This window comes from Haliea salexigens DSM 19537 (assembly GCF_000423125.1).
GTDB lineage: Bacteria > Pseudomonadota > Gammaproteobacteria > Pseudomonadales > Halieaceae > Haliea > Haliea salexigens.
The window spans coordinates 1-19,892 of record NZ_AUHJ01000020.1 but is presented as its reverse complement, the minus strand read 5'-3'; the positions used below and the strand labels follow the sequence as shown (position 1 = coordinate 19,892).

The 19,892-nt window shown below is 64.8% G+C and carries 11 protein-coding genes; 7 read left to right on the top strand and 4 right to left on the bottom strand.

The genetic code is table 11. The features are described 5' to 3' along the window. Nucleotides 1-44: 44 nt before the first annotated feature. Both G533_RS0116685 and G533_RS0116680 read right to left on the bottom strand, forming a co-directional pair. Nucleotides 45-1,523, bottom strand: coding sequence for an amidohydrolase family protein (locus G533_RS0116685; protein WP_027950952.1), 1,479 nt, complete (start codon nucleotides 1,521-1,523; stop codon nucleotides 45-47). 95 nt (nucleotides 1,524-1,618) lie between these two features. Then, on the bottom strand, nucleotides 1,619-2,530 hold the full coding sequence (locus G533_RS0116680) for an AEC family transporter (RefSeq protein ID WP_027950951.1): 912 nt from the start codon (nucleotides 2,528-2,530) through the stop codon (nucleotides 1,619-1,621). 143 nt (nucleotides 2,531-2,673) lie between these two features. On the opposite strand from G533_RS0116680, the gene G533_RS22455 reads away from it, so the two are divergent. Genes G533_RS22455 through recD form a run of 4 tightly spaced genes read left to right on the top strand, consistent with a single transcriptional unit; the run spans nucleotide 2,674 to nucleotide 12,026 of the window. Beyond that, nucleotides 2,674-3,516 (top strand): phytanoyl-CoA dioxygenase family protein, encoded by an 843-nt coding sequence (locus G533_RS22455; RefSeq protein ID WP_051230530.1) that lies wholly within the window; start codon nucleotides 2,674-2,676, stop codon nucleotides 3,514-3,516. Nucleotides 3,517-3,530: 14 nt separating this feature from the next. Then, a complete protein-coding gene (recC, locus tag G533_RS22450; RefSeq protein WP_051230528.1) occupies nucleotides 3,531-6,815 on the top strand; it encodes an exodeoxyribonuclease V subunit gamma in 3,285 nt (1,094 codons plus the stop codon). After that, nucleotides 6,808-10,260: an exodeoxyribonuclease V subunit beta gene (recB, locus tag G533_RS0116665; RefSeq protein WP_027950950.1), complete on the top strand. Its 3,453-nt coding sequence runs from the start codon at nucleotides 6,808-6,810 to the stop codon at nucleotides 10,258-10,260. The genes recC and recB overlap by 8 nt, the downstream gene beginning before the upstream one ends. Then, the gene (gene recD / locus G533_RS22445; RefSeq protein ID WP_051230526.1) at nucleotides 10,257-12,026 is read left to right on the top strand and encodes an exodeoxyribonuclease V subunit alpha; all 1,770 of its coding nucleotides are present in this window, start codon (nucleotides 10,257-10,259) and stop codon (nucleotides 12,024-12,026) included. The genes recB and recD overlap by 4 nt, the downstream gene beginning before the upstream one ends. Before the next feature lie 355 nt (nucleotides 12,027-12,381). Here the strand turns inward: recD and G533_RS22440 are convergent, their stop codons facing one another. Together G533_RS22440 and G533_RS22435 are read right to left on the bottom strand one after the other, a co-directional pair. After that, nucleotides 12,382-16,422 (bottom strand): hypothetical protein, encoded by a 4,041-nt coding sequence (locus G533_RS22440; RefSeq protein WP_144079922.1) that lies wholly within the window; start codon nucleotides 16,420-16,422, stop codon nucleotides 12,382-12,384. A gap of 185 nt (nucleotides 16,423-16,607) precedes the next feature. Then, on the bottom strand, nucleotides 16,608-17,030 hold the full coding sequence (locus G533_RS22435) for a nuclear transport factor 2 family protein (RefSeq protein ID WP_035528662.1): 423 nt from the start codon (nucleotides 17,028-17,030) through the stop codon (nucleotides 16,608-16,610). A 295-nt stretch (nucleotides 17,031-17,325) separates the two neighbouring features. Here G533_RS22435 and G533_RS0116645 point away from each other — a divergent pair, with 295 nt between their 5' ends. The 3 genes from G533_RS0116645 to G533_RS25250 all read left to right on the top strand — a co-directional run bounded on the left by G533_RS0116645 (nucleotide 17,326) and on the right by G533_RS25250 (nucleotide 19,816). Continuing rightward, entirely contained in the window at nucleotides 17,326-19,005 is a 1,680-nt protein-coding gene (locus tag G533_RS0116645; RefSeq protein ID WP_035528658.1) for a M28 family peptidase, read from the top strand. A 23-nt stretch (nucleotides 19,006-19,028) separates the two neighbouring features. Beyond that, the gene (locus tag G533_RS0116640) at nucleotides 19,029-19,391 is read left to right on the top strand and encodes a YajD family HNH nuclease (RefSeq protein ID WP_027950948.1); all 363 of its coding nucleotides are present in this window, start codon (nucleotides 19,029-19,031) and stop codon (nucleotides 19,389-19,391) included. Between the two features lie 293 nt (nucleotides 19,392-19,684). Further along, entirely contained in the window at nucleotides 19,685-19,816 is a 132-nt protein-coding gene (locus tag G533_RS25250) for a hypothetical protein (RefSeq protein WP_276202575.1), read from the top strand. Nucleotides 19,817-19,892 lie beyond the last annotated feature (76 nt).

Sequence of the window (19,892 nt, the reverse complement as noted above, 5' to 3'; positions counted from 1 at the left end):
CACGTTGCCAGGATGTGATGCGACTCACGTTTACCGGCACAGGGTCACGACGGGTCGCCCTGCCACCGCATCAGGTTGAGGAACTCCCGCCGGGTTTTCGGCCCGTAGGTCTGAAAGTGCGGGTCGGGCGCGCTGCGGTAGGCGGCGCGCTGCAGCGCCACGGAATCGAGGTTGAAGCGCGGCATCAGGTCCCTTACGTGCTGGCCGTAGGGCTGCAGTGCATTGAGCCCGAAAACCTTGGCACGCAGGGCGGCAGTCATCTGCGGGTAGCCGTACATGGCTTGCAGCTTGTCGGCAATCTGGAAGGTGCGAAACGCCTGTATCTGGTCCTGCGGCGATCCGTACCAGATGGAGTCGGTGCCCCAGAGCACGTTGTCTTCGCCGACGTAGGTGAGCAGCTTGCCCAGGGTGTGTGCGGCGCTGTCCGGGTCGCGCATCAGGTAGCGCCAGGTGCTGCCCATCTCCGCATACACATTGCTGTTGGGTGGGATGTTGTTGTCGCGCAGGGACGTGACCAGGGCGTCCACCCCGTCTTCACGGTTGGGGTCATAAGGCCCCTCGGCACTGCCCGCAACGTAGCCGGAGTGATAAACCAGAAAGCTGATGTCCGGGTAGCGCCGGGCCACGCGGCCGATGTCGGCGCAGGTGGAGTGCTCATAGGATTCTTTGCCGAAGGGCAGGCCCTTGTGAATGGCAACGATCTTTACCCCCAGCTTGCGCGCTTTTTCCAGAAAGGGGATGCCGGTGTCTTCATCGTCGAGCCAGAAGCCTTTCCCATCCGGGCCCCACTGGGTGTAGGTTTTCCACGCGGCAACGCCCCAGTGTTCGGCCAGCTCGTCCATGGCGTCCAGGTCGCCGTCCTGGTTGGGGTTTACCCGGCCGTGCAGAAGCAGGCGGTGTGTGCCCTGCATCTGCTCGACGATCTCCGCCGTGGCGGCGGCTTCCTCGATGGTCAGGGGCTCGGCATCGGAGCGTGAAGGCACGAAGGAGAGCACCATCAGGTCGGTATCCGAGTCGAGGAAAACATCCTGCACGAACCGCTCGGCGTTGAAGCAGTCGAGGTAGGCGCGTCCCGGCCCTTCTCCCGCAGCACAACTGGCGTTGGGTAGCCCACTCAGCGGGCGGGCAGCGTCCGGCAGTTTTTCCGTCCAGGCGCCGGTGGGATTCACGAAGTGGCCCTGCACATCAAAAATGAACTCGTTGCCGCCCACCTGTGCGGCGGCCAGTTGCTGATCCCACTGCGCGTCGGGCTCCAGCTCGAAATAGCCACCGCGCTCGCCGCCGCTGGCATAGGCCCGATTGAAGGCCAGCAGCGTGGTGGCGGCACCGCAGGCGCTGGTGAGAAAGGCGCGCCGCCTGAGTCCGCTGTGTCGCGCGGCGGCATCTGCGGCGTTGCGTGCCAGCCGGTTGGCATGGTGGTGGATCGCCTCCAGCGGGATGGGCATGAACTCGCCGTTGGATGTGGTGTCGAGTTTTATCGGCAGGCGAATGCCGTCGGGGTCCTGTGGGGTGCGCTGGGCCATGGGAGTACTCCGTGTCGGCTGTGGAACTCAACTTAGGGTAGAGCATTTCCCCACCCCGCGGCAGGCATGCTTGCCTCCATGGGGCGAGAGTGGTGTCAGGTGCTGTGGCTGAGCAACCAGTACAGGGTTGGCAGGCTAGCCAGCGAGATCAGGATGCCGATCCCAATCAGGCCCGTGACCAGGCGTGGTGCGAGGCCCGCCATGATGGCGATGGTGCCGGCGGAAATCATCGGTGGCATAGCGGCCTGGAAGACGGCGACCTGCGTGGCCAGCCCACGCTGGCCCCAGGCGTGCCACAGCAGATAGGTGCACAAAGGCATCAACAGCAACTTGATGCCCAGGGCAATGGCCAGGGTCAGCCGCTCGCTGCGCGCCAGGCGTATGCTGATCTGGAAACCCACCGCCACCATGACCAGGGGCACCAGCGTCGCGGCGATACTGGTGATGAGCTGTCCGGCAAGAGGCGGCAGGGAAACGCCGCGCAGTGCGAGACCGGCGAGCAGGGCCAGGAAGGGGGGAAAGCTGAGGATGCGCCTGGCGATGGCGCCGGCTGAGGGCGTGTCGACCTGGGGGCTGTAGAGGGCGGCAATCACCACGGCATAGCTGGACAGCGCAAGAAACGAGCCCAGCTGGTCGTAGACCATGGCGTAGGGCATGCCCGCAGCGCCAAAGAAGGACTGCACCAGCGGAAAGCCGAGGTAGGAGGTGTTGCCCAGGGGCAGCACGATCAACAGCGCGCCCACCACCTCGCGCGGCCAGTGCAGCAGGCGGCCCAGCACAATCACTAGCGGCACCACCAGCAGCATCAGCAGCCAGGGAGTGATGGTTGGGATCAGCAGCGCGCTGGAGAAGGTCAGCAGGGGCACATTGCTCAGGATGACCGCCGGCAAGGCCACGTTCAGCGCGTAGGCGTTCAATGCCACAGCGGTGTTCTCGGGCATGCCCCGCACCCGGCGCAGGCACAGGCCGATGCCGAGGTAGGCGAGGATCAGCAGGAAATTGTCCATGAAGGCGGTGTTGCTCGTCAGCCGGACCGTACATGGTAAGCAAGCGGGGCGGGAATGGGTAGTCGCGCATCACATGCCTTTGCAAATGCCGCTAACGCGGCTACGCTGGCGGGTCAACTCCCTGTCAAGCGAGCCCCCCGACCATGGATTCCGCCGCCCTCAAACTGCATTGTGCCGAGCTGGCACAGCAAGGGTACACCCTCCTGCCGGACTTCCTGTCCGCGGCCCAGTTGCAGCGCGTCAATGGCCTCTTTGACCAGTGGCTGGGTGGCCATCGGGGGCGCAATACGTTTGAGGGGCAGTCCACCGAGCGCATCTACACACTCGTTGCGCGGGACAAGGTGTTCCAGGACATCGTCGAAGACCCGCGTGTTCTCGCGCTGTGCGCGGCACATCTGCTGCCGAACTACCTGCTGACCGCCAGTCAGGCGATTGTCATCGGCCCGGGAGAAACCGCACAGCCCTGGCACACGGATGATGCCTTCTACACGGTGCCGCGCCCCAGGCCCATGATCAGCCTGTCCACGATCGTTGCGGTGGAGGACTTCACTGTCGAAAATGGTGGCACCCAGGTGATTCCCGGCAGCCACCGCTGGTCGGACGAAGAATTGGCGGGGGCTTATCTGCAGGGTGATGAGCAGACGGGGCAGGCGCTGGAGCAGCGCGTTGCGGCCCAGGCGCGCAGCGTAACCCTGCGCGCTGGCAGCTGCCTGGTGTTTGCCGGTACGCTGTTGCATCGCGGTGGTGCCAACGTGAGCCCGGGAACGCGCCGGGCCTTTTCCAACCAGTATTGCCAGCCCTGGGCGCGGCCCCAGGAGAATTTCTTTCTCGGCGTTCCGCCTGTCCAGGTACGCGACATGTCGCCGCAGCTGCAGTCGCTGCTGGGGTATTCCATCCACCCCCCGTTCATGGGGCAGGTGACCGCGTACCACCCGCGACGGGCGCTAGAGCCGGGGTTTGTGGCGCCCGTGGCGCGTGAAAGCTGAGGGTTCGGGCGGGCATGATCCACGTTTTCCCCTCCAACCGTCTTGAGCACCTGGCCGGCGCGCTGGCCACCCTGCTGAACGTGCCCGCTGCCGCGCCACTGGCGCCCGAACACATTCTGGTACAGCACCGGGGCATGCAACACTGGCTGAGCATGCAGCTGGCGCAGCATCCGCAGCGCGGCATCGCCATGAACCTGCAGTTTCCGCTGCCGGTGCGCTTCATGTGGACGCTCATCCGCACGGTGCTGGGAGAGCACGTCGTGCCCGAAACCTCGCCCTACCAGCGCGAGGTGCTGGTTTGGCGGATCCACGAGCTCTTGGGTCGCGCGGCAGTGACAGCGGAGCCGGCATTCGCTGAGCCCACGCGCTACTGGCAACAGCAGTCAGAGCGGCAACAGCCCTTGCGCCGCTATCAATTGGCGGAAGAGCTCGCGGACCTGTACGAGCAGTACCTGATGTACCGCCCGGACTGGATTGAGGCGTGGGACCGCGGTGCCCGCGGCACGCGCGAGCCTGCCGCGAATGAGCCGCTGCACTGGCAGGGCCTGCTGTGGCGGATGCTGGCCCGTGAGGTGCCGGGCCACCCGGTGGCGTTATTGCGCGAGGCCATGCGGCGTCTCGCCCGGCCGGTGCCGGGGCTGCCCGCACGGTTCTTCGTGTTCGGCGTCAATTCCCTGGCACCGCTGTGGCTGGAGTTTTTGCAGGCGCTTTCCGCCCAGCAGGGTGTCGATATTTTTCTCCTGTACCTGAACCCCAGCAACGAGTTCTGGCAAGAGGCGGCGAGTGAGCGCCAGGTCGCCCGTCGTCGCGCCCAGTGGCTGGATGCACACGACAGCGATGCCGGTTTTCTCGAGGAGGAGGGCAACCCGCTGGTCACCAGCCTGGGGCAGCAGGGCCAGCAGTTCGTGCGCCTGCTGGCGGACTGGGCCGACAGTGAGACCGCGCTGTTTGCGGAACCTGAAGGCAGCACGGTGCTCGCGGAGCTGCAGCGCGACATGCTGCAGTTTGTCGATGGACGCGATGGCCGCCATGTCAGCGAGGACTCTGCGGACCCGGCGGCGCCCTCCGATGACTCGATTACCATCGCCACCTCGCACAGCGCACTGCGCGAAGTGCAGGGGCTACACGACTGGCTGTTGCACCGGTTCAACGCTGACCCCAGCCTCAAGCCCCGCGATGTGGTGGTGCTGTGCCCGAACGTGGAGGACTACGCGCCCTTTGTGGAGGCTGTATTCGCGGGCCGCTATGAAGGGCTGGGCGACGATGTACCGCCGCTTCCCTGCTCGATTGCCGACCGTAATCCGGGGGACGCCGACCCCACGATTGCCGCCTTCCTGGCCCTGCTGGAGCTGCCCGACGCGCGCCTGCAGGTAAGCCAGGTGCTGGGCTGGTTGCAGGTGCCGGCAATCCAGCAGTGTGTGGGTGTCACGCCAGCGGAGCTGGTGCGTATCGGCCACTGGCTGCAGACCGCCGCCGTGCACTGGGGCCTGGATGGGGCGCATCGGCAGGCGTGGGCGCCCGGTGTGGCGGGTGATGATTTCACCTGGGCCCAGGGCCTGGAGCGCCTGTTACTGGGCTTCGCCTGGGGCGACGAGGAAGTGGTGCTCGCCGAGCGCTTGCTGCTGCCGCAGGTGGAGGGCGCGGATGCCCTGCTGCTGGGGCGCCTTTGTGCGTTTATCGGTGCCTTGCAAGCGCTGCGCGATGACCTCGCTCAGGCGCGCGGTATCGCCGACTGGCAGGCATTTCTGCACGAGCGCCTGCGGCTTGCCCTGTTCGCCCAGGGCGGCGCGCTGGACGCGGCGCACGAGGATTTGATTGCCGTCATCAAAGAATTGGGTGAGCAGGCCCGGGCGGCGGGCTTCGCCGATGAGCTGCCGCTGGTGGTGGTGCGCCATGTGCTACAGCGCAACCTGCAGAGCCCCACGCGCACCGGGCGTCAGTTTCTCACCGGGCAGGTGACCGTATGCTCCATGGTGCCCATGCGCTCTATTCCTTTTCGCCTGGTGGCGGTGCTGGGCCTGAACGATGGCGATTTCCCCCGCCAGCGTCCGCCTCTGGGCTTCGACCTGATGGCGCAGGACCGCCCGCGTGCCGGAGACCGTTCGCGCCGCGGCGACGATCGCTACCTGTTTCTGGAAGCGCTGGTTTCCGCCCGCGATGCCCTCTACCTCAGCTACCAGGGCCGGGATGTGCGCAACAACAGCGAACGCCAGCCGTCGCTGGTGCTCGAAGAACTGTGCCGCTACCTGGAGGCATCGTCTGCCTGGGAGCGTGAAGACCTGTGGACGCTGCCGCTGCAGCCTTTCAGCGCACAGAATTATGCAGGGGCGTTGCGCACCTTCGATCCCCACTGGCAGCGCCTCGCCGCACCGCTGGCGGCGCCCGTGCGCACAGTGACCTTGCCGCCGCCGGAGACACGTCCCGAGGTGCTGCCACTCCTCGCGCTGGTAAAAGCGCTGGAACACCCCGCACGCTATTTTGCCGAACAGCGCCTGGGCCTTGCACCGGGCCGCGCGGCCACAGCCGAACTCAGCGACAGTGAACCCTTTGTCAGCAGCCACCTGGACCGTTACCGCGTGCAACAGCTTATTGTTGAACGCCTGTGGGCCGGCGATCATGCGGGGCTGGATGAAGCGTTGCGGCGGGAACGGTTGTCCGGTCGCCTGCCGGCACACACAATGACCGCGGCACAGATCGACACATGGCGCGAACAGGCAGGTGGTTTCGTGCAGTATTTGCAAGCGCACTCGGCACCGCCCGCGGGCGAAGCCGTGGCATTGGACATGCACGGCCTGCAGCTCACGGCCTCCTTGCCCCGCGGGGTGCAGGGAGACCTTCTGTTTGCCCGCCTGGCGAACCCGAAGGCCAGGGACTACCTCACCCTCTGGTTGCATCATCTGCTGGCCAACAGCCTGGCCCCCGCCGACACTCTGGGCTGCTTTCGCGGCAAGGACGGTGGCGTGCTGGAACTGCATGCGGCGTCGCTGCCCCGGGAGCAGGCCCAGGCGCTGCTGGCTGACTGGTGCGCGTTGTGGCAGCAGAGTTTGACCACACCCCTGCCGCTGCATGGCAGCCTGGGTATGGCGGCAGCGGAGGACGATTTCGTTCAGGCTCGCTTCCCCGCGCTGTGGCTGGGCGACTACCATCGCGCCGGCTTGAGTGAAGATCCCTGGCACGCCTGGTTCTGGCCCGAGCCGCCGGACGCACAAACGCTACAGGCGCAACTGCTGCCCTTGTATGGGCCCATGCTCGAACACATCGAGCACAACGAGATTGCGCTGGAGGCCGCCGGTGACTGAGCCCTTGTGCGCCCATACGCTGCCGCTGCACGGGCGCCAGCTGATCGAAGCCAGCGCCGGTACCGGCAAGACGTTCAATATCGCCCGTCTTTTCCTGCGCTTGCTGGTGGAGCGGGAACTGCCCGTGCAGCAGATTCTGGTCATGACCTTTACCCGCGCGGCCACGGCGGAGTTGAAGGGGCGTCTCGCTCAGGCGATCAACAGCGCGCTCGAGGGCTGGGATGCCGGCAGCACAGAGCCTTTCTTTACTCACCTGCATGCGCAACAGCCCGCTGCCAGAGCGCGAGCGCTGCTGCGCCGTGCCCTGCTGGATATGGACGAAGCAGCGATATTCACCATCCACGGCTTCTGCAAACGCGCATTGACACAGCAGGCGTTTCGCAGCGGTATCAGCTTTCACGCGGATATGGAGGCCCAGACACGCAGCCTGATTCTGGAGGCACTGCAGGACTGGTACCGGCAGCAAAGTCAGGAGGCCGGGTTTGTGGACCTTTACGCGTTGTGGAGTGGTCCGGAGGCGTTCTTTGCCAGCTGGGGGCGCGTCATTGCCGGCACGGAGCCGGTGCAGGCGCCGGCGATGCCGGACCTGGGCACCGTCTGGCGTGACCTGCGTGCGGCCTGGCCCGAAGAGTCAAAGGCCTTTCACGACCTTGATGTTGCCAAACGGCGTTCGGCACATATGCGGGCGGAGGCCGAGTCCGTGCTGGATGCGCTCAGCATGGCACTGGAAGCCGATTGGCAGGCAGCGCCAGTGGCGCAGCTGGCGTCGATACTGGCGCCAAAAACCTACGTGAATACCGACGCCAAGCAGACGCGTATGCCGGCGCTCTACGCGCTGATGCAGCAGCTGCCCGCAGCGCTGCGCGCGCATCGGGCCGCCCTGGCGCAGGCCGGGATCGACTACGCCCGCAAACACCTGGCCGAGGCCAAGGATCGACTGGACCAGCTGGATTTCAGCGACCTGGTGTCGCGGCTGCGGCTGCGGCTGCAGGATGTGCAGCAAGGCCCGGCACTGGCGGCGGCTCTGCTGCAGCAGTACCCCGTGGCGCTGGTGGATGAGTTTCAGGACACGGACCCCGAGCAATACGACATCCTCAATGCGATCTATCGCAGCGACCTGCAGCCGGCACCCTTGCTGTGCATGATCGGTGACCCGAAGCAGGCCATTTACGGCTTTCGGGGCGGCGACGTGTTTGCCTATCTGCAGGCGCGCGAGGATGCCGATACGCAGTGGGTGATGGACACCAACTACCGCTCCACGGCAGGCGTCATCCGCGGCTATAACCGCCTCTTCTACGGTCGCGAGCTGTCCGCAGCAACGGGAGCTGACGTGTTCGGCTTCGGTATCGACTACCACCCGGTACAGGCGGGGCGTGCCGAGCTTGCGGGCCTGCAGGACCCGGCCCCGCGGGGCAGTTTCCAATGGTGCCTGTTGCCCCCGGACCCGGCCCTGGCCGGTACCGACAAGCGAGGTACAGGCTATACCCGGGCAGGGCAGCAACATCTGGCGCGCTGGTCCGCGCGGGAAATTGCGCGCCTGCTGGGTGAGGCGTGTGTGGACGGCGTGGCACTGTCGCCGGCGGATATTGCCATTCTGGTGCGCGACCGCTTTGAAGCAACGGCGATGCAGAACGCGCTGCGCGAGGTGGGGCTGGACGCCGTGTACCTCAGCGCCTCGGACAATGTGTTCAACAGCGAGGAGGCGGCTAGCCTGCAACAGGCGCTGCAGGGCATTCTGCACCTGGAAGACGATCAGCTGCTGGTCGCTGCGCTCGCTACGCCCTGGCTGGGTTACGACACCGCGGCACTGTATGCGCTGCGCCAGGACGAGCACCTCTGGGCTGCGGCCTGTGCCGAGTTGGCGGCTCTGCGCCAACAGTGGTTTGGCCAGGGTTTCATGAAAATGGCCCTCGGGTTGTACCAGCGCCACCTGCAGCCGTTGCCTGCCCGGCATGAACGCACGCTCACCAACAGTCTGCACCTGCTGGAGTTGCTGCAGGCGGCCAGTCAGCATCACCGCCAACCGGAAGCACTGCTGCACTGGTTTGCAACTGCGCGGCTGGAGGCCGACGGCAGTAGCGGAACGGAAATCCAGCAGCTGCGCCTGGAGAGTGATGGCAAGCTGATTCGCCTGGTTACGCTGCACGGCGCCAAGGGGTTGGAGTACCCGGTCGTGTTCCTGCCCTTTGTCAGTTATGGGCGGGACGAAGGGCGCCAGCGACCGGGTATTGTACGCTACCACCAGCGGGATGACTTCAGTGCCCGGCACGCGCTCGAACCCACGGAGCAGGAACTGGCGTATTACCGGGAAGAACAGGCCGCAGAGGATATACGCTTGCTGTATGTCGGGGCGACGCGCGGCGTGCGCCGGGTTTACCTGATGGCGGCGGCATTTACCAGCCTGCGCACTTCGCCGCTGGCGCGTTGCCTCAGCGCCGTGAGTTGGGAAGCGTTGCAAAACCAGGTGGAGGACATGGCTGCCGCCGGTGACTGCACGAGCCTGCTGCTGGACGCGCCCGGGTCAGCGCCCGCGGTTGCCGCAACAGCCGCACCGGCAGCGGTCCTGACGCCGGCGCGCTTTACCGGGCGCATTGAGCGCGACTGGTGGCTGTCGTCATTCTCGGCGCTGACTCGCAATGTGCGCCACGGCGGGTTATCGACACCGGATCGTGACGGTGCCGCGGCCCCGCTAGCAGACCCTTCAGTGCCAGCTGCTGGCGAGCTGCGCTTTGCGCTGCGCCGCGGTGCGGAGGCGGGCAACCTGTTGCATGACGTGCTGGAGCACCTGGATTTTCAGCATCCGGACTTCGAGCAGGCACTGGACCAGGCGGAGCGCCGCTACCCCAATTTGTTGCTCGGGCAGGCCGATTGGCGCACGGCGCTAACGCAGTGGTTGACGCAGCAGCTCACGGCACCGCTGCCCAGTGGCGCGCGCCTTGCGGACCTTGCGCACCACACCACCCTGCGTGAAGTGGAATTCTACTTTCCCATGCAGGGTTCTGACGACCCCGATGCGCTGGGGCGCATCCTCACGCGCCACCGCAAGGGTAGCGAGGCGCCGCTGCCGGCCCCGGTTCGGCTCAAGGGCATGATGCACGGCTACATCGACCTCGTGTATGCCTGGGAGAATCGCTATTACGTGGTCGACTACAAGTCGACGTTCCTGGGTAACCGCCTCGGTGACTACGGCGCGGCTGCGCTCGCGGCGGATGTGCAGCAAAACGTCTACGACCTGCAGTACCTCCTGTACACGCTGGCGCTGCACCGTTATCTGCGTACCCGCCTGCCGGACTACGACCCGGCACAGCATTTGGGCGGGGTGCACTATCTCTATCTGCGCGGTTTGCACCCGCAGGGCGATACCGGGGTTTACCACAGCGCTGTGGACCTGGAGGCGCTGGCGGCCCTCGATGCGTTTTTCCAGGCGCGGGAGACCAGCGCATGAATGTCTCTGGTGAAGGCGCTGGCCTCGACCGCGCCCTGGCGCAGGCGCTGTGCCGATTTTATGGCTGCGAGGCCGACTGGTTCACGCTCACCGTCATGGCCATTAGCCAGGCTTTGCAGGAAGGGCACAGCTGCCTGTTCCTGCCGGATTGGGCGGGGCGCGGCGTGGCTGGTTCAGCCGCGGGCGGGACCTTGCCGTCACTGGATGACTGGTTACAGCAGCTGGCGGCGCTGCCGCTGGAGCCGGGCCGCAACACGCCGCTGGTGCTGGACGGGCAGCGCTTGTACCTGCGCCGCTACTGGCAGTTCGAGCAGAACCTGGCGGAGGCCCTGCGTCCGCGCCTGCAGCCGTCGCCGGTGGCGGATCTGGAACGGGCTCGCGCGGTGCTGGACACGCTGTTTCCTCGGCGCACAGCCGGCGAGCCACCGGACTGGCAGAAGGTGGCGGCGGCAAATGCCCTGTTGCAGGCGTTCACGGTGGTTGCGGGTGGGCCGGGTACCGGCAAAACCTACACCGTGACCCGGCTGCTTGCCTGTCTGATCACCTGCCTGTCCACAGAGCACGACCTGCCTCTGGTCATTCGCATGGCGGCGCCGACCGGCAAGGCTGCACAGCGGCTCGCCGAGTCCATCGCGGCGGCGCGTATCGAACTCGCGGGCCTGGTGCCTGCGGCCGTGTTAAGTGCCATCCCAGATAGCGGCATCACCCTGCACCGTCTGTTGGGCGTTATGCGCAACAGCCCGGGCTTTCGGCACAATGCCAGCAACCCGCTGCAACTGGATATTCTGGTGGTGGACGAGGCTTCCATGGTCGACCTGCCACTGATGACCCGTCTGTTTCAGGCGCTGCCTGCGCGCTGTCGCGTCATACTGTTGGGCGACCCCGACCAGCTGCCTTCCGTGGCGGCCGGCTCCGTGCTGGCCGACCTGGCCGCGCTTGCTCCTTGTGATTACAGCGCGCAACGCCTGGCGGCGCTCGCCGGGCTTGGCGTCACGCTGGATGCCGCGGAGCCGGGTGCCGTGGAAGCGGACTACCTGACCACGCTGCGCCAGAGCCGTCGGTTCGACGCCAGCGGCGGCATCGGCGAGCTGGCGCGGCAGGTACTCGCCGGTGACGGCGCCGGGAGTTTACAGACGCTCGCCACAGCCGGCGACGTGCTGGCCTTGCAGGACAGGACGCGCAGCGCGGCAGCTGTCACGCGCTGGCTCGATACCCACTACAGGCCGATTGCGGAAGCACGCTGCCTTGATGAGGCCTTCCAGGCCCTGCAGCGGTTCCGTATTCTGTGCCCGGCGCGCGGCGGCCCCTGGGGCGTGGAGGCGATCAACCGCCTGGCACTGGCGCGCATGAACCCGGGGGGGTTGGCGCACTACCGCGGCAAGCCCATCATGATCACTCGCAACCACCACGACCTTGGTTTGTACAACGGCGATGTTGGTCTGCTCTGGCCAGACGATGACGGACAGCTGCTGGCCTGGTTTCCCGTGGCCGGGGGGTTTCGGCCCATGGCGCCGGGGCGGCTGCCCGAGCACGAGTTGGTGTACGCGATGACCATTCACAAAACGCAGGGGTCTGAATTTGATCGTGTGGCTCTCGTGTTGCCTGAGCAGGCGAGTGCAGGCCTGACACGTGAATTGCTGTATACAGCGATCACCCGTGCACGCAATGCGCTGGAGGTCGTCGCGAGCGAGTCCGTATGGTCTGCTGCCGTAACGCAGCGTGTACACCGAGATTCCGGGCTGGCCACCCTGTTGCAATTGGAGTAGGCGGCGGAGCGCGCTATACGACAGCTTGCCGCACGCCGCTATTTCGGAAACAGCAGCACGAAATTGAAGGGTTGACCTGCCTGTTGATAGGCATCGCCGTTTCTTTCGCGTCCCCGTCGTAAATGGTTTCCATATTCAGGGCAAAGCTGGTGGCGCTGGCGGTGGTGTAGACGAGAAACGGCTGTATGAAACTGGTGTTCAGGTGGTCATTGTCGCCGGTGATATCGGTGACGTGGTTGACCAGCGCACCGAAGTCCAGGGACCCACCAGCTTCAGTGCCACGGGGCCGGCGCCCCAGGTGTCACCGTCGTCCAGCGGGCCGATATTCTGGTCGTCGTTGGTTTGCAGCGGCAGCTCAGGTCTTTGCCTTCGCCGCCCACACACCGTTCTTGCTGTAGGCCTGCCATCCCCACGCGACCCAGCGCAACAGTTTGTTGGCCAGCCACAGTGCCCAGGCAAGCATCACTGCGCGGTACACCATCAGGCTCACGCTGACCACGGTGGCCGTGGGGAACTGCTCCTCTGCCGCCCGGTCCTGGAAGAAGTTATACAGGTGTGACCAACTGTTGTTGCCGGTCACCAGCATGTCGGGGCTGGACAGCAGGCCCAGCGGAATCGCCGAGACCAGGGTAGCCAGCGCGATAAAGGCGCCAATACCCAGGGCCACCTGCATCAGGTTGAATGTCAGCCGGCTCATGGCAGCGCTGTCGATACGCTGCCTGAACGCCAGCAGGAACAGGAAGCCGGCAACCACGAGTACGCCATAGCTGTTCACCGTGGAGAGCCCAATACCCAGCAGCAGCCAACCGGGCAGGCCGATGGGAATGCCGGTCGTGAGGCGTTTGTTCAGCCAGTTCAGCAGCAGGGCGCCGAGCACGATGACGCAGAAGACCCCCCAGTACAACATGGCTGGCCCGATGGGTGGACCATTCAGGTAGAGCGGCCAGCGGTCCTGCGGCAGGGTGTAGGTGAGCGAGATATTACTGGCGCCATCGGGCAGCTCCACCCGGGGCGACTCACTCAGCCAGCCGCTGCCGCCGTCCTCCTCGAAGGTGACGCCAATCAGCTGGTCTCCGGGTTGCAGCGACACGCTGATGGTATTCCCTTCGGGCAGGCTCAATTCGTTGCCGTTGTGACTCAGGGCGGTCACGCGGCTCCCGGTGGGCAAGGTGAAGCGGTAGTCCTGCCCCATGCTGGCCTTGACGTTCAGGCTGAGCTGACTCTGGCGCAGTGCGGCACCGTGCTGGAAGGACAGATTAACCGCTTCTGTTGTGAATGTGGGCCCGGCGCTACCCTCGGGTCGGCTGAAGTTCAGAGTGAGCGATTCACCCGGCCAGGGTTTCCAGAGCGGTTGCAGGCTGTCGGCGCCGCCGAACGGGCGCGTGTGTGGCAGCCCCTCGTGACTCACGCGCCACAGAGCCGAAGGCCGCACACGCCAGGTTTCGACATAGTGCTCTCCCGCTGCCGCTTGCAGTTGCAACTGGCCCAGCGGGCTGATGCTGGACTCCCAGCGTATTTCTCGCTGACGGTCGCTGAACTGCAGCCGCGCGCGTCCATTGGAGAAGTTCACGGCATCCGACAGGGGGCGCTCAAACGCCAACAGCGGTACTTCCACGGCCACGGGCCCGGCTGTGGGTGCGAGCCGCGTGACTCGTGTGACCACGCGCCATTGCAGCCCGATATCAAACTCACGGTGTACAACGAAGAAGGGGGCTATGGGGTCGGGCTTGATGCGGTTGCCGGCTTCCTGGCGTGCCGCCGAGAGAGCGCGCAATGACAGCGTGCCGGACGGCACCCGCCCATCCACCAGGCCGCTCAGTTGCCAGTCGGTTGTGCTGGTGTTGAGGTTGTGAATCGCCAGCGGCAGGCTGACGCTGGCCATGTCGCCCTCCAGCGCTCCACTGAGGCTGACCACGTGGGGGCCCCGGGTCAGGCGCACGGACAGGTAGCCCTCGTGCAGGCGTGCGGTGGCCTCAGCGCCGTCTACCTGCAGGCTGGACACCTGCCACCCCTCCCGCGGTGTGGGAAGCTGCAGGAGCACATCGGCTGCGGCATAGGCGCTGAAGCCTATGCTCAGGGTTTGGCGCGTGGTTGAAATCAACCCTTCGTCGAGCGCTACACAGTGCGGGGCACAGGCCGGCGGCTGCAGCAGCCGCTGCTCCAGCTCGTTGAGTAATTGCGGCGAGGGGAACGCTTGTGCCGCGGCCGGCTGTGGCAGGCCCGAAAGCACCAGGCCGGCTGTCAACGCAAGGGTCACCGCACTGGCTGCGGGCACCGCCATTGCGCCGCTTGCTGTCGGTGCCGTGGCCGCCGGTGGATTGCGCAGGGTGCGCACCAGCGCGCTCATCAGCACCCCGGCATACGCGAGGGAGAGCAACACGCCGAGCACGCGCCAAAGCCGTGTCAGCCATGGCGGGCTGTACATGACGGAGAGTGATGCGGCCTGCGGCACCGGGCTGGCAGATTGTAGCGTCACACTGTTCCAGAGCCAGTTCGGTGCCCCCGGCCCGGTTTGTACGCGGTCTGTCTCGCCCAGCAGGTAGGCGTTCTGCTGGGTGCGCGGGGGGGCTTCGGCCGCGAGCATCTTCCCTTCCACGGCCGCACGCGGGGCCATGGCTGCAGTGCTCTCCAATATAGCGTCGCTGGCCACGGAGCGCGCGTTGTGGTCAAACTGAGAGGCGTAATCATAGACGCCCACGGAACTACGCTCGAGAGAAGGGTAGATGGCCAGGCGGAAATTGCTGATGGAAAAGGCCACCAGGGCGAGGACTGCGGCGATGCAGGTGAGGGTGGTTGCGACGGCAACGCCGCGCCGGATTCGCCCGCGCGCGATGGCGGCGAGCGGCAGCAACAGCAGCAGAGTCGCCAGCAGTGCGGTGGGCATGCCCGGCTCGTGGTAGGCGGTGAGCAGGGCGGCAATCGCCAGAGCTGCCGCCTTCAAGCCGAGGAGCTTGCGCGTAGCGGCCACCAGCACCAGCAGCAGGAAGATGTCCCAGAGGTCCCAGGCGCTCAGCCATGTGCCGCGTATGTCCTCAACGCCGGCCGCGTGCAGTACGCGCCAGCCGGGGGGGATGTGCAGAGTGGCGCTGAAGGTGTCAGCGCGGCTTTCCCAGCCCGTTGCCGAGAACTGCGTGGGGGATGCGATACGGGTAACAGCCTCCAGTGCAATTTCAGGGCTGCGAATTTCCACGCCTTCACCGCCGGCGTGCTGTGTCACCAACACCGGATGGCCGGACACTTGCGCGCTGCCGAGTCGGGTGTCGGCTTGTGCGTTCAGGCGCCACTCGCTGCGCATCGCGCCTGTGATGGATTCCACACCGGTAAGCGCATCGCCGTCAAAATCCAGCCACAGGTTTCGGGTCACCGACAGGGTATTGTTCCCGGGCGACTGGTCGCCGCGATACTCGGTGTTGATCTGCATCGTAGTGTCCGCGCCCAGGCGCCAGGTGGGAAGCGCTTTCCATTCCTCTGGTACGGGTGCCTGCGAGGTGTCGATTCCTGGAGCCCCGGAAAGTGTGACCTGTCGCAGGTTGCTGTCGGCGGCGAAACTCAGGTATTCCACAGCGGGCCAGTCATCGTCATGCCGGTTAGTGGTCAGCTGCTCCACGACCTGTAAAAAACGCGCTTGTGCGATCAGCGTGTGGCGCCCGGCGCTCAACTGAATGCGCAGGTCACCGTTGTCTTCAATGCGGGCGGGCAAAGGGGAGTCGATACCCATCAGCGCCGTGTTCGGCCAGGCGAGCTGCCCCAACTGAACTTCTCGCGGTTCGCCGCTCACGGTCATGACCACGCGCGTCTCCAGCGTCATCGGCACACCGTCTGCCAGTTTGCGGAATACCTCTACCTGCAGCGAATTACTCTGTTTCACCGGAGCGACGGCGCTGTCGCGCCCCAGAATAAGCTGCGCCCCCCGGCGTTCCGTGTTTGCCGGCTGCCCGGCCTCGGTGACTTTGAGCAGGGCGATGCTCTCCGGCAGCGGCAGGCTCGCGGGCCGGCGCTGCCAACGGAACTGGCCGCCAATCTCGTGTTTGCCCCGGGGGAGCAGAGCATGAGGGGTGCCGGCGCGGTCCAGAACGGCTGCCCGGCTCCCGTTCACGATCACCCTCAGCGGCCAGTTGCCTGCGCCCCCTGGCAGCGGCACCAAAGCGTCGTCGCGGAATACCTCCACCTGGTAATTGAAGGACATTCCGTCTGCACGCAGGTCCAGCGCCAGCTGGCCGGGCCAGATGCACACGCGTTCAGAATTCTTCGCGACCACCCAGGGGCAGGTGTGGTCCGGGTGCTTTTCGAGTACCCAGTCTTCCCAGGAGCGCAATGCCGCCGGATCAGCGGCGGCATGCAGGCTGGCCAGCAAGGTGAGGAGGCAGGCCAGGTATCTGATGGCAAGGCGAGGCATGGGCATCTCCGGAATGGGCGCGGGCTTGCGCGTAAAGGTAAACATAGCATCCCCGCAGCCATTCGCGAGACAGCACACTGATGTTCAGCCAGCCCATTCGTCTATAGGCAAGGCGGCAGCGGGCCTGTTTGGGAAGTCGTAGCCTCCCACAGGCTGATACGATGGAGGAGTGAGCTTGTCGCTGCCTAGGTTGTCAGCGCATCCCAGGTGCCCTGTTGTGCCTGTGCAAGGGTGTCCAGATACTCCGTCACCGCGCAGATCCGGCCCGCGCGCAGGGCGAACACAAAGCAATAGGTGTTGGTGTATGGGTCGCCGTTGGCCAGACGCGCATGCAGGGTGAACTGGGCCACCACATGCGCGTCGGCGACGATCAGGGGCTGGAGGTCCAGGGTCATGCTGCCCGCTTCGTAGACCCCCACCCCACTGTGCAGCAGGTCCATCACCGCCGCATGGCCCACGCGGGGGTTGGGCGTAATGTGCGGGTTGCTGCCCGGTACTTGCCAGGTGACATCCGCGGTAAAGAAATCGGCGAGTTCTCGCGATGTGTCGTGGCCGAGAATGACATCGAAGTATTGTGCTATCAGTGCGCGGTTTTTGCTGGTGCTCATGTGTCGCTGCTCCGGGTGCTCTGTCGATGGAATAACTGTTCCCCCGGGTGGCAGGCGGGGTGAAGCGCGAGCCAGGTTGTGAGCCTGTGCCGGCTTCCAGTGGCCCAACTATTCTGGCGTTGCCGGCAGGGCTGAATCATCTGTATTGCCAAGCGTAGTTTGCAGGCCAAGATAGCGGATTTTAGGGTGAAGATCATTTCCGCGCATCGCGCGTCAGCCGAGGAGCCAGATTGCGCTTATGGCAGGTGTGCTTCATGCTGACCGCGTATGTTCCACAAAGGCGTTGAGGTTTTTCATGTTAGCTCGCACCGCACTGTTCGCGTTACTTGCCCTTGGCTTGCTTGTGGCCTGTTCCACAACTACGGGTTCTGCTACCTCCGCCAGGGAGGCAATTGAAGCAGATCGTCTCCATGGAATCGTCAAGGTACTGGCGTCGGACGAGTTTGGCGGCCGTGCCCCCGGCACTGCCGGCGAGGACAAAACCGTGTCCTACCTCATCGAGCAGTTCGAGGCCATGGGTGTGGAGCCCGGCGGCGCGGATGGGCAATGGACTCAGGCCGTGCCGATGATGCGCACCTTCCTGGAATCACCGCAGTTGGCGTTCACTTACCCCCAGGGTCAGGAAAAGCTGATGCAAGGTGAAGACATTGAGGTAAGCACGGTACGCGCTACGCAACGTATTGATGCCCGGGATATCCCACTGGTGTTTGTCGGCTTCGGGGTGACGGCGCCTGAGCGCGACTGGGACGACTATGGCGACATCGACCTGACCGGCAAGATTGCTGTGTTCCTGGTGAACGACCCGGACTTCGCGGCTGCGCCCGATGAGCCCGTTGCCGGGCGTTTCGGCAACCGTCGCATGACCTATTACGGGCGCTGGGCCTACAAGTACGAAGAGGCGGCGCGGCGCGGTGCGCTGGGTGCCCTGGTCATTCATGAGACCGAGGCCGCCGGTTACGATTGGAGTGTGGCGGCTGCTGGCGCCGGCGAACGCGTAGCGCTGGCGGGCAATACCAGCGGCCCGGTGCCGGTCGCTCTGCAAGGCTGGCTCCACGAGGGCGCCGCTACCCAGCTGCTCGCCATGGCCGGTCACGACCTGGCCACACTCCGCAGCGAGGCGCGCCAACCAGGCTTCCGCGCTTTTGAGTTGGATGGCGTGCGCTTCAGCGCGCAATCACGCGTCAAAATCACCCGCTTTGACAGCCGCAATGTACTGGGTTTGCTGCCGGGCCACGCGCGGCCAGATGAAGTGCTGATGGTCTCGGCCCACTGGGATGCCTACGGTGAAGGCCCCGCCGATGCGCAGGGCAGAACGGTGCGTGCGGGTGCCAATGACGATGCACTCGGCACCGCCGGCGTGCTGGAAATTGCCCGTGTACTGAAAGCCGGCCCGCCGTTGGAGCGCAGCGTGGTATTCGCCTTATGGACGGCCGAGGAATCGGGCCTGGTGGGGTCCAGGGCCTATGCGGTGGACCCGGTGTACCCGCTGGAGACGACGGTGGCCAACTTTACCCTGGATATCCTGCAGACGGCGGGTGCGGCGCGGGATGTGATTCTGGTGGGCGAAGGCCAGAGCAGCCTGGAAGACGACCTGGCGCGTGTTGCCGCGCAGCAGGGCCGCTATGTAACGCCGGAAAACCTCCCCGAGAATGGCCTGTTCTACCGTGCAGACCACTTCTCCCTGGCGCGAGCCGGTGTGCCGGTATTGTTGCTGATGGGCATTGCCGGGGGCGCCGACCTGGTGGAGGGGGGCCGCGCCGCCGGCAACCAGTGGATAGCGGACTACGTAGGCAACTGCTATCACAAACCCTGTGATGCCTGGTCACCTGACTGGGACCTCACAGGCGCCGTGCAGGACATCGAGTTGTTCCGCGTGTTGCTGGAGGACCTGGGGAATTCCACGCGCTGGCCGGATTGGCGTGCCGAATCGGAGTTCAGGGCGGTGCGCGAGAGCAGCGCGGCAGCGCGACCTTAAGCAGAGTTTACGGGAGCGTCGTCATGTCCTCTGCAAAAAGCTTTGAGCAAGTGCGTGCCGAACAGCTGGAGTACAACGCAAAACGTGAGTCGGGCTACCGCGAACGCGCGTTGAAACTCTACCCCTGGATCTGTGGCCGTTGCGCCAGGGAGTTCGACCGCAGAAACCTGTCGGAACTCACCGTGCACCATGTCGACCACAATCACGACAACAACCCGAGCGACGGCAGTAACTGGGAGCTACTTTGTCTCTATTGTCATGACGAAGAGCACAGCAAGTTTGAGGCTTATGTACGCTACGGCGGCAGTAAGGCAAGCAAGAGCAAAGCGGCCACCCACCAGCCGTTTGCGGATTTGAAGGCAAACATGGAAGGCAGCAAGGATTGAAGGGTATCTGCGCAAGCAGCGTGTTCAGTGATTCAGCGTGGGCTGGGTGTCAGAAAGTGGTGATTTTAGCAACATAATTAAAAACTGTTGTGATTTTCGTAACAGATGTATGGGGGCTCAGGTCTCCTGAAAAATTGATTCCGGGCGCCGCCATATTTTATTTTTTCAATAATATCAATGGGTTATAAGTTTTCTTGGCGGTATCTGAAAAGTTGGCATTGTTTCTGCAATACCCATGGCAAGGAGCAGCAAACAGCGACTCCCAACCAAACAGACACCCGGGGAGATAGACCATGAGCACAATCACTGTAAACGACCTGAACACCAACAGCGCCCTGAGCAGCGAAGAACTCGCCACCTTGAACGGTGGTTGGTACTGGCTCTACCAGCCTGCCTACAGCTACTACTACGTAAGCGCCAATTGAACCACAGGATATGCAGTGGCCAGGACTTGTGGCAGGGGTAGCTCGCGCAGTTCTACCTTATTTTGTGTGGCGAGAT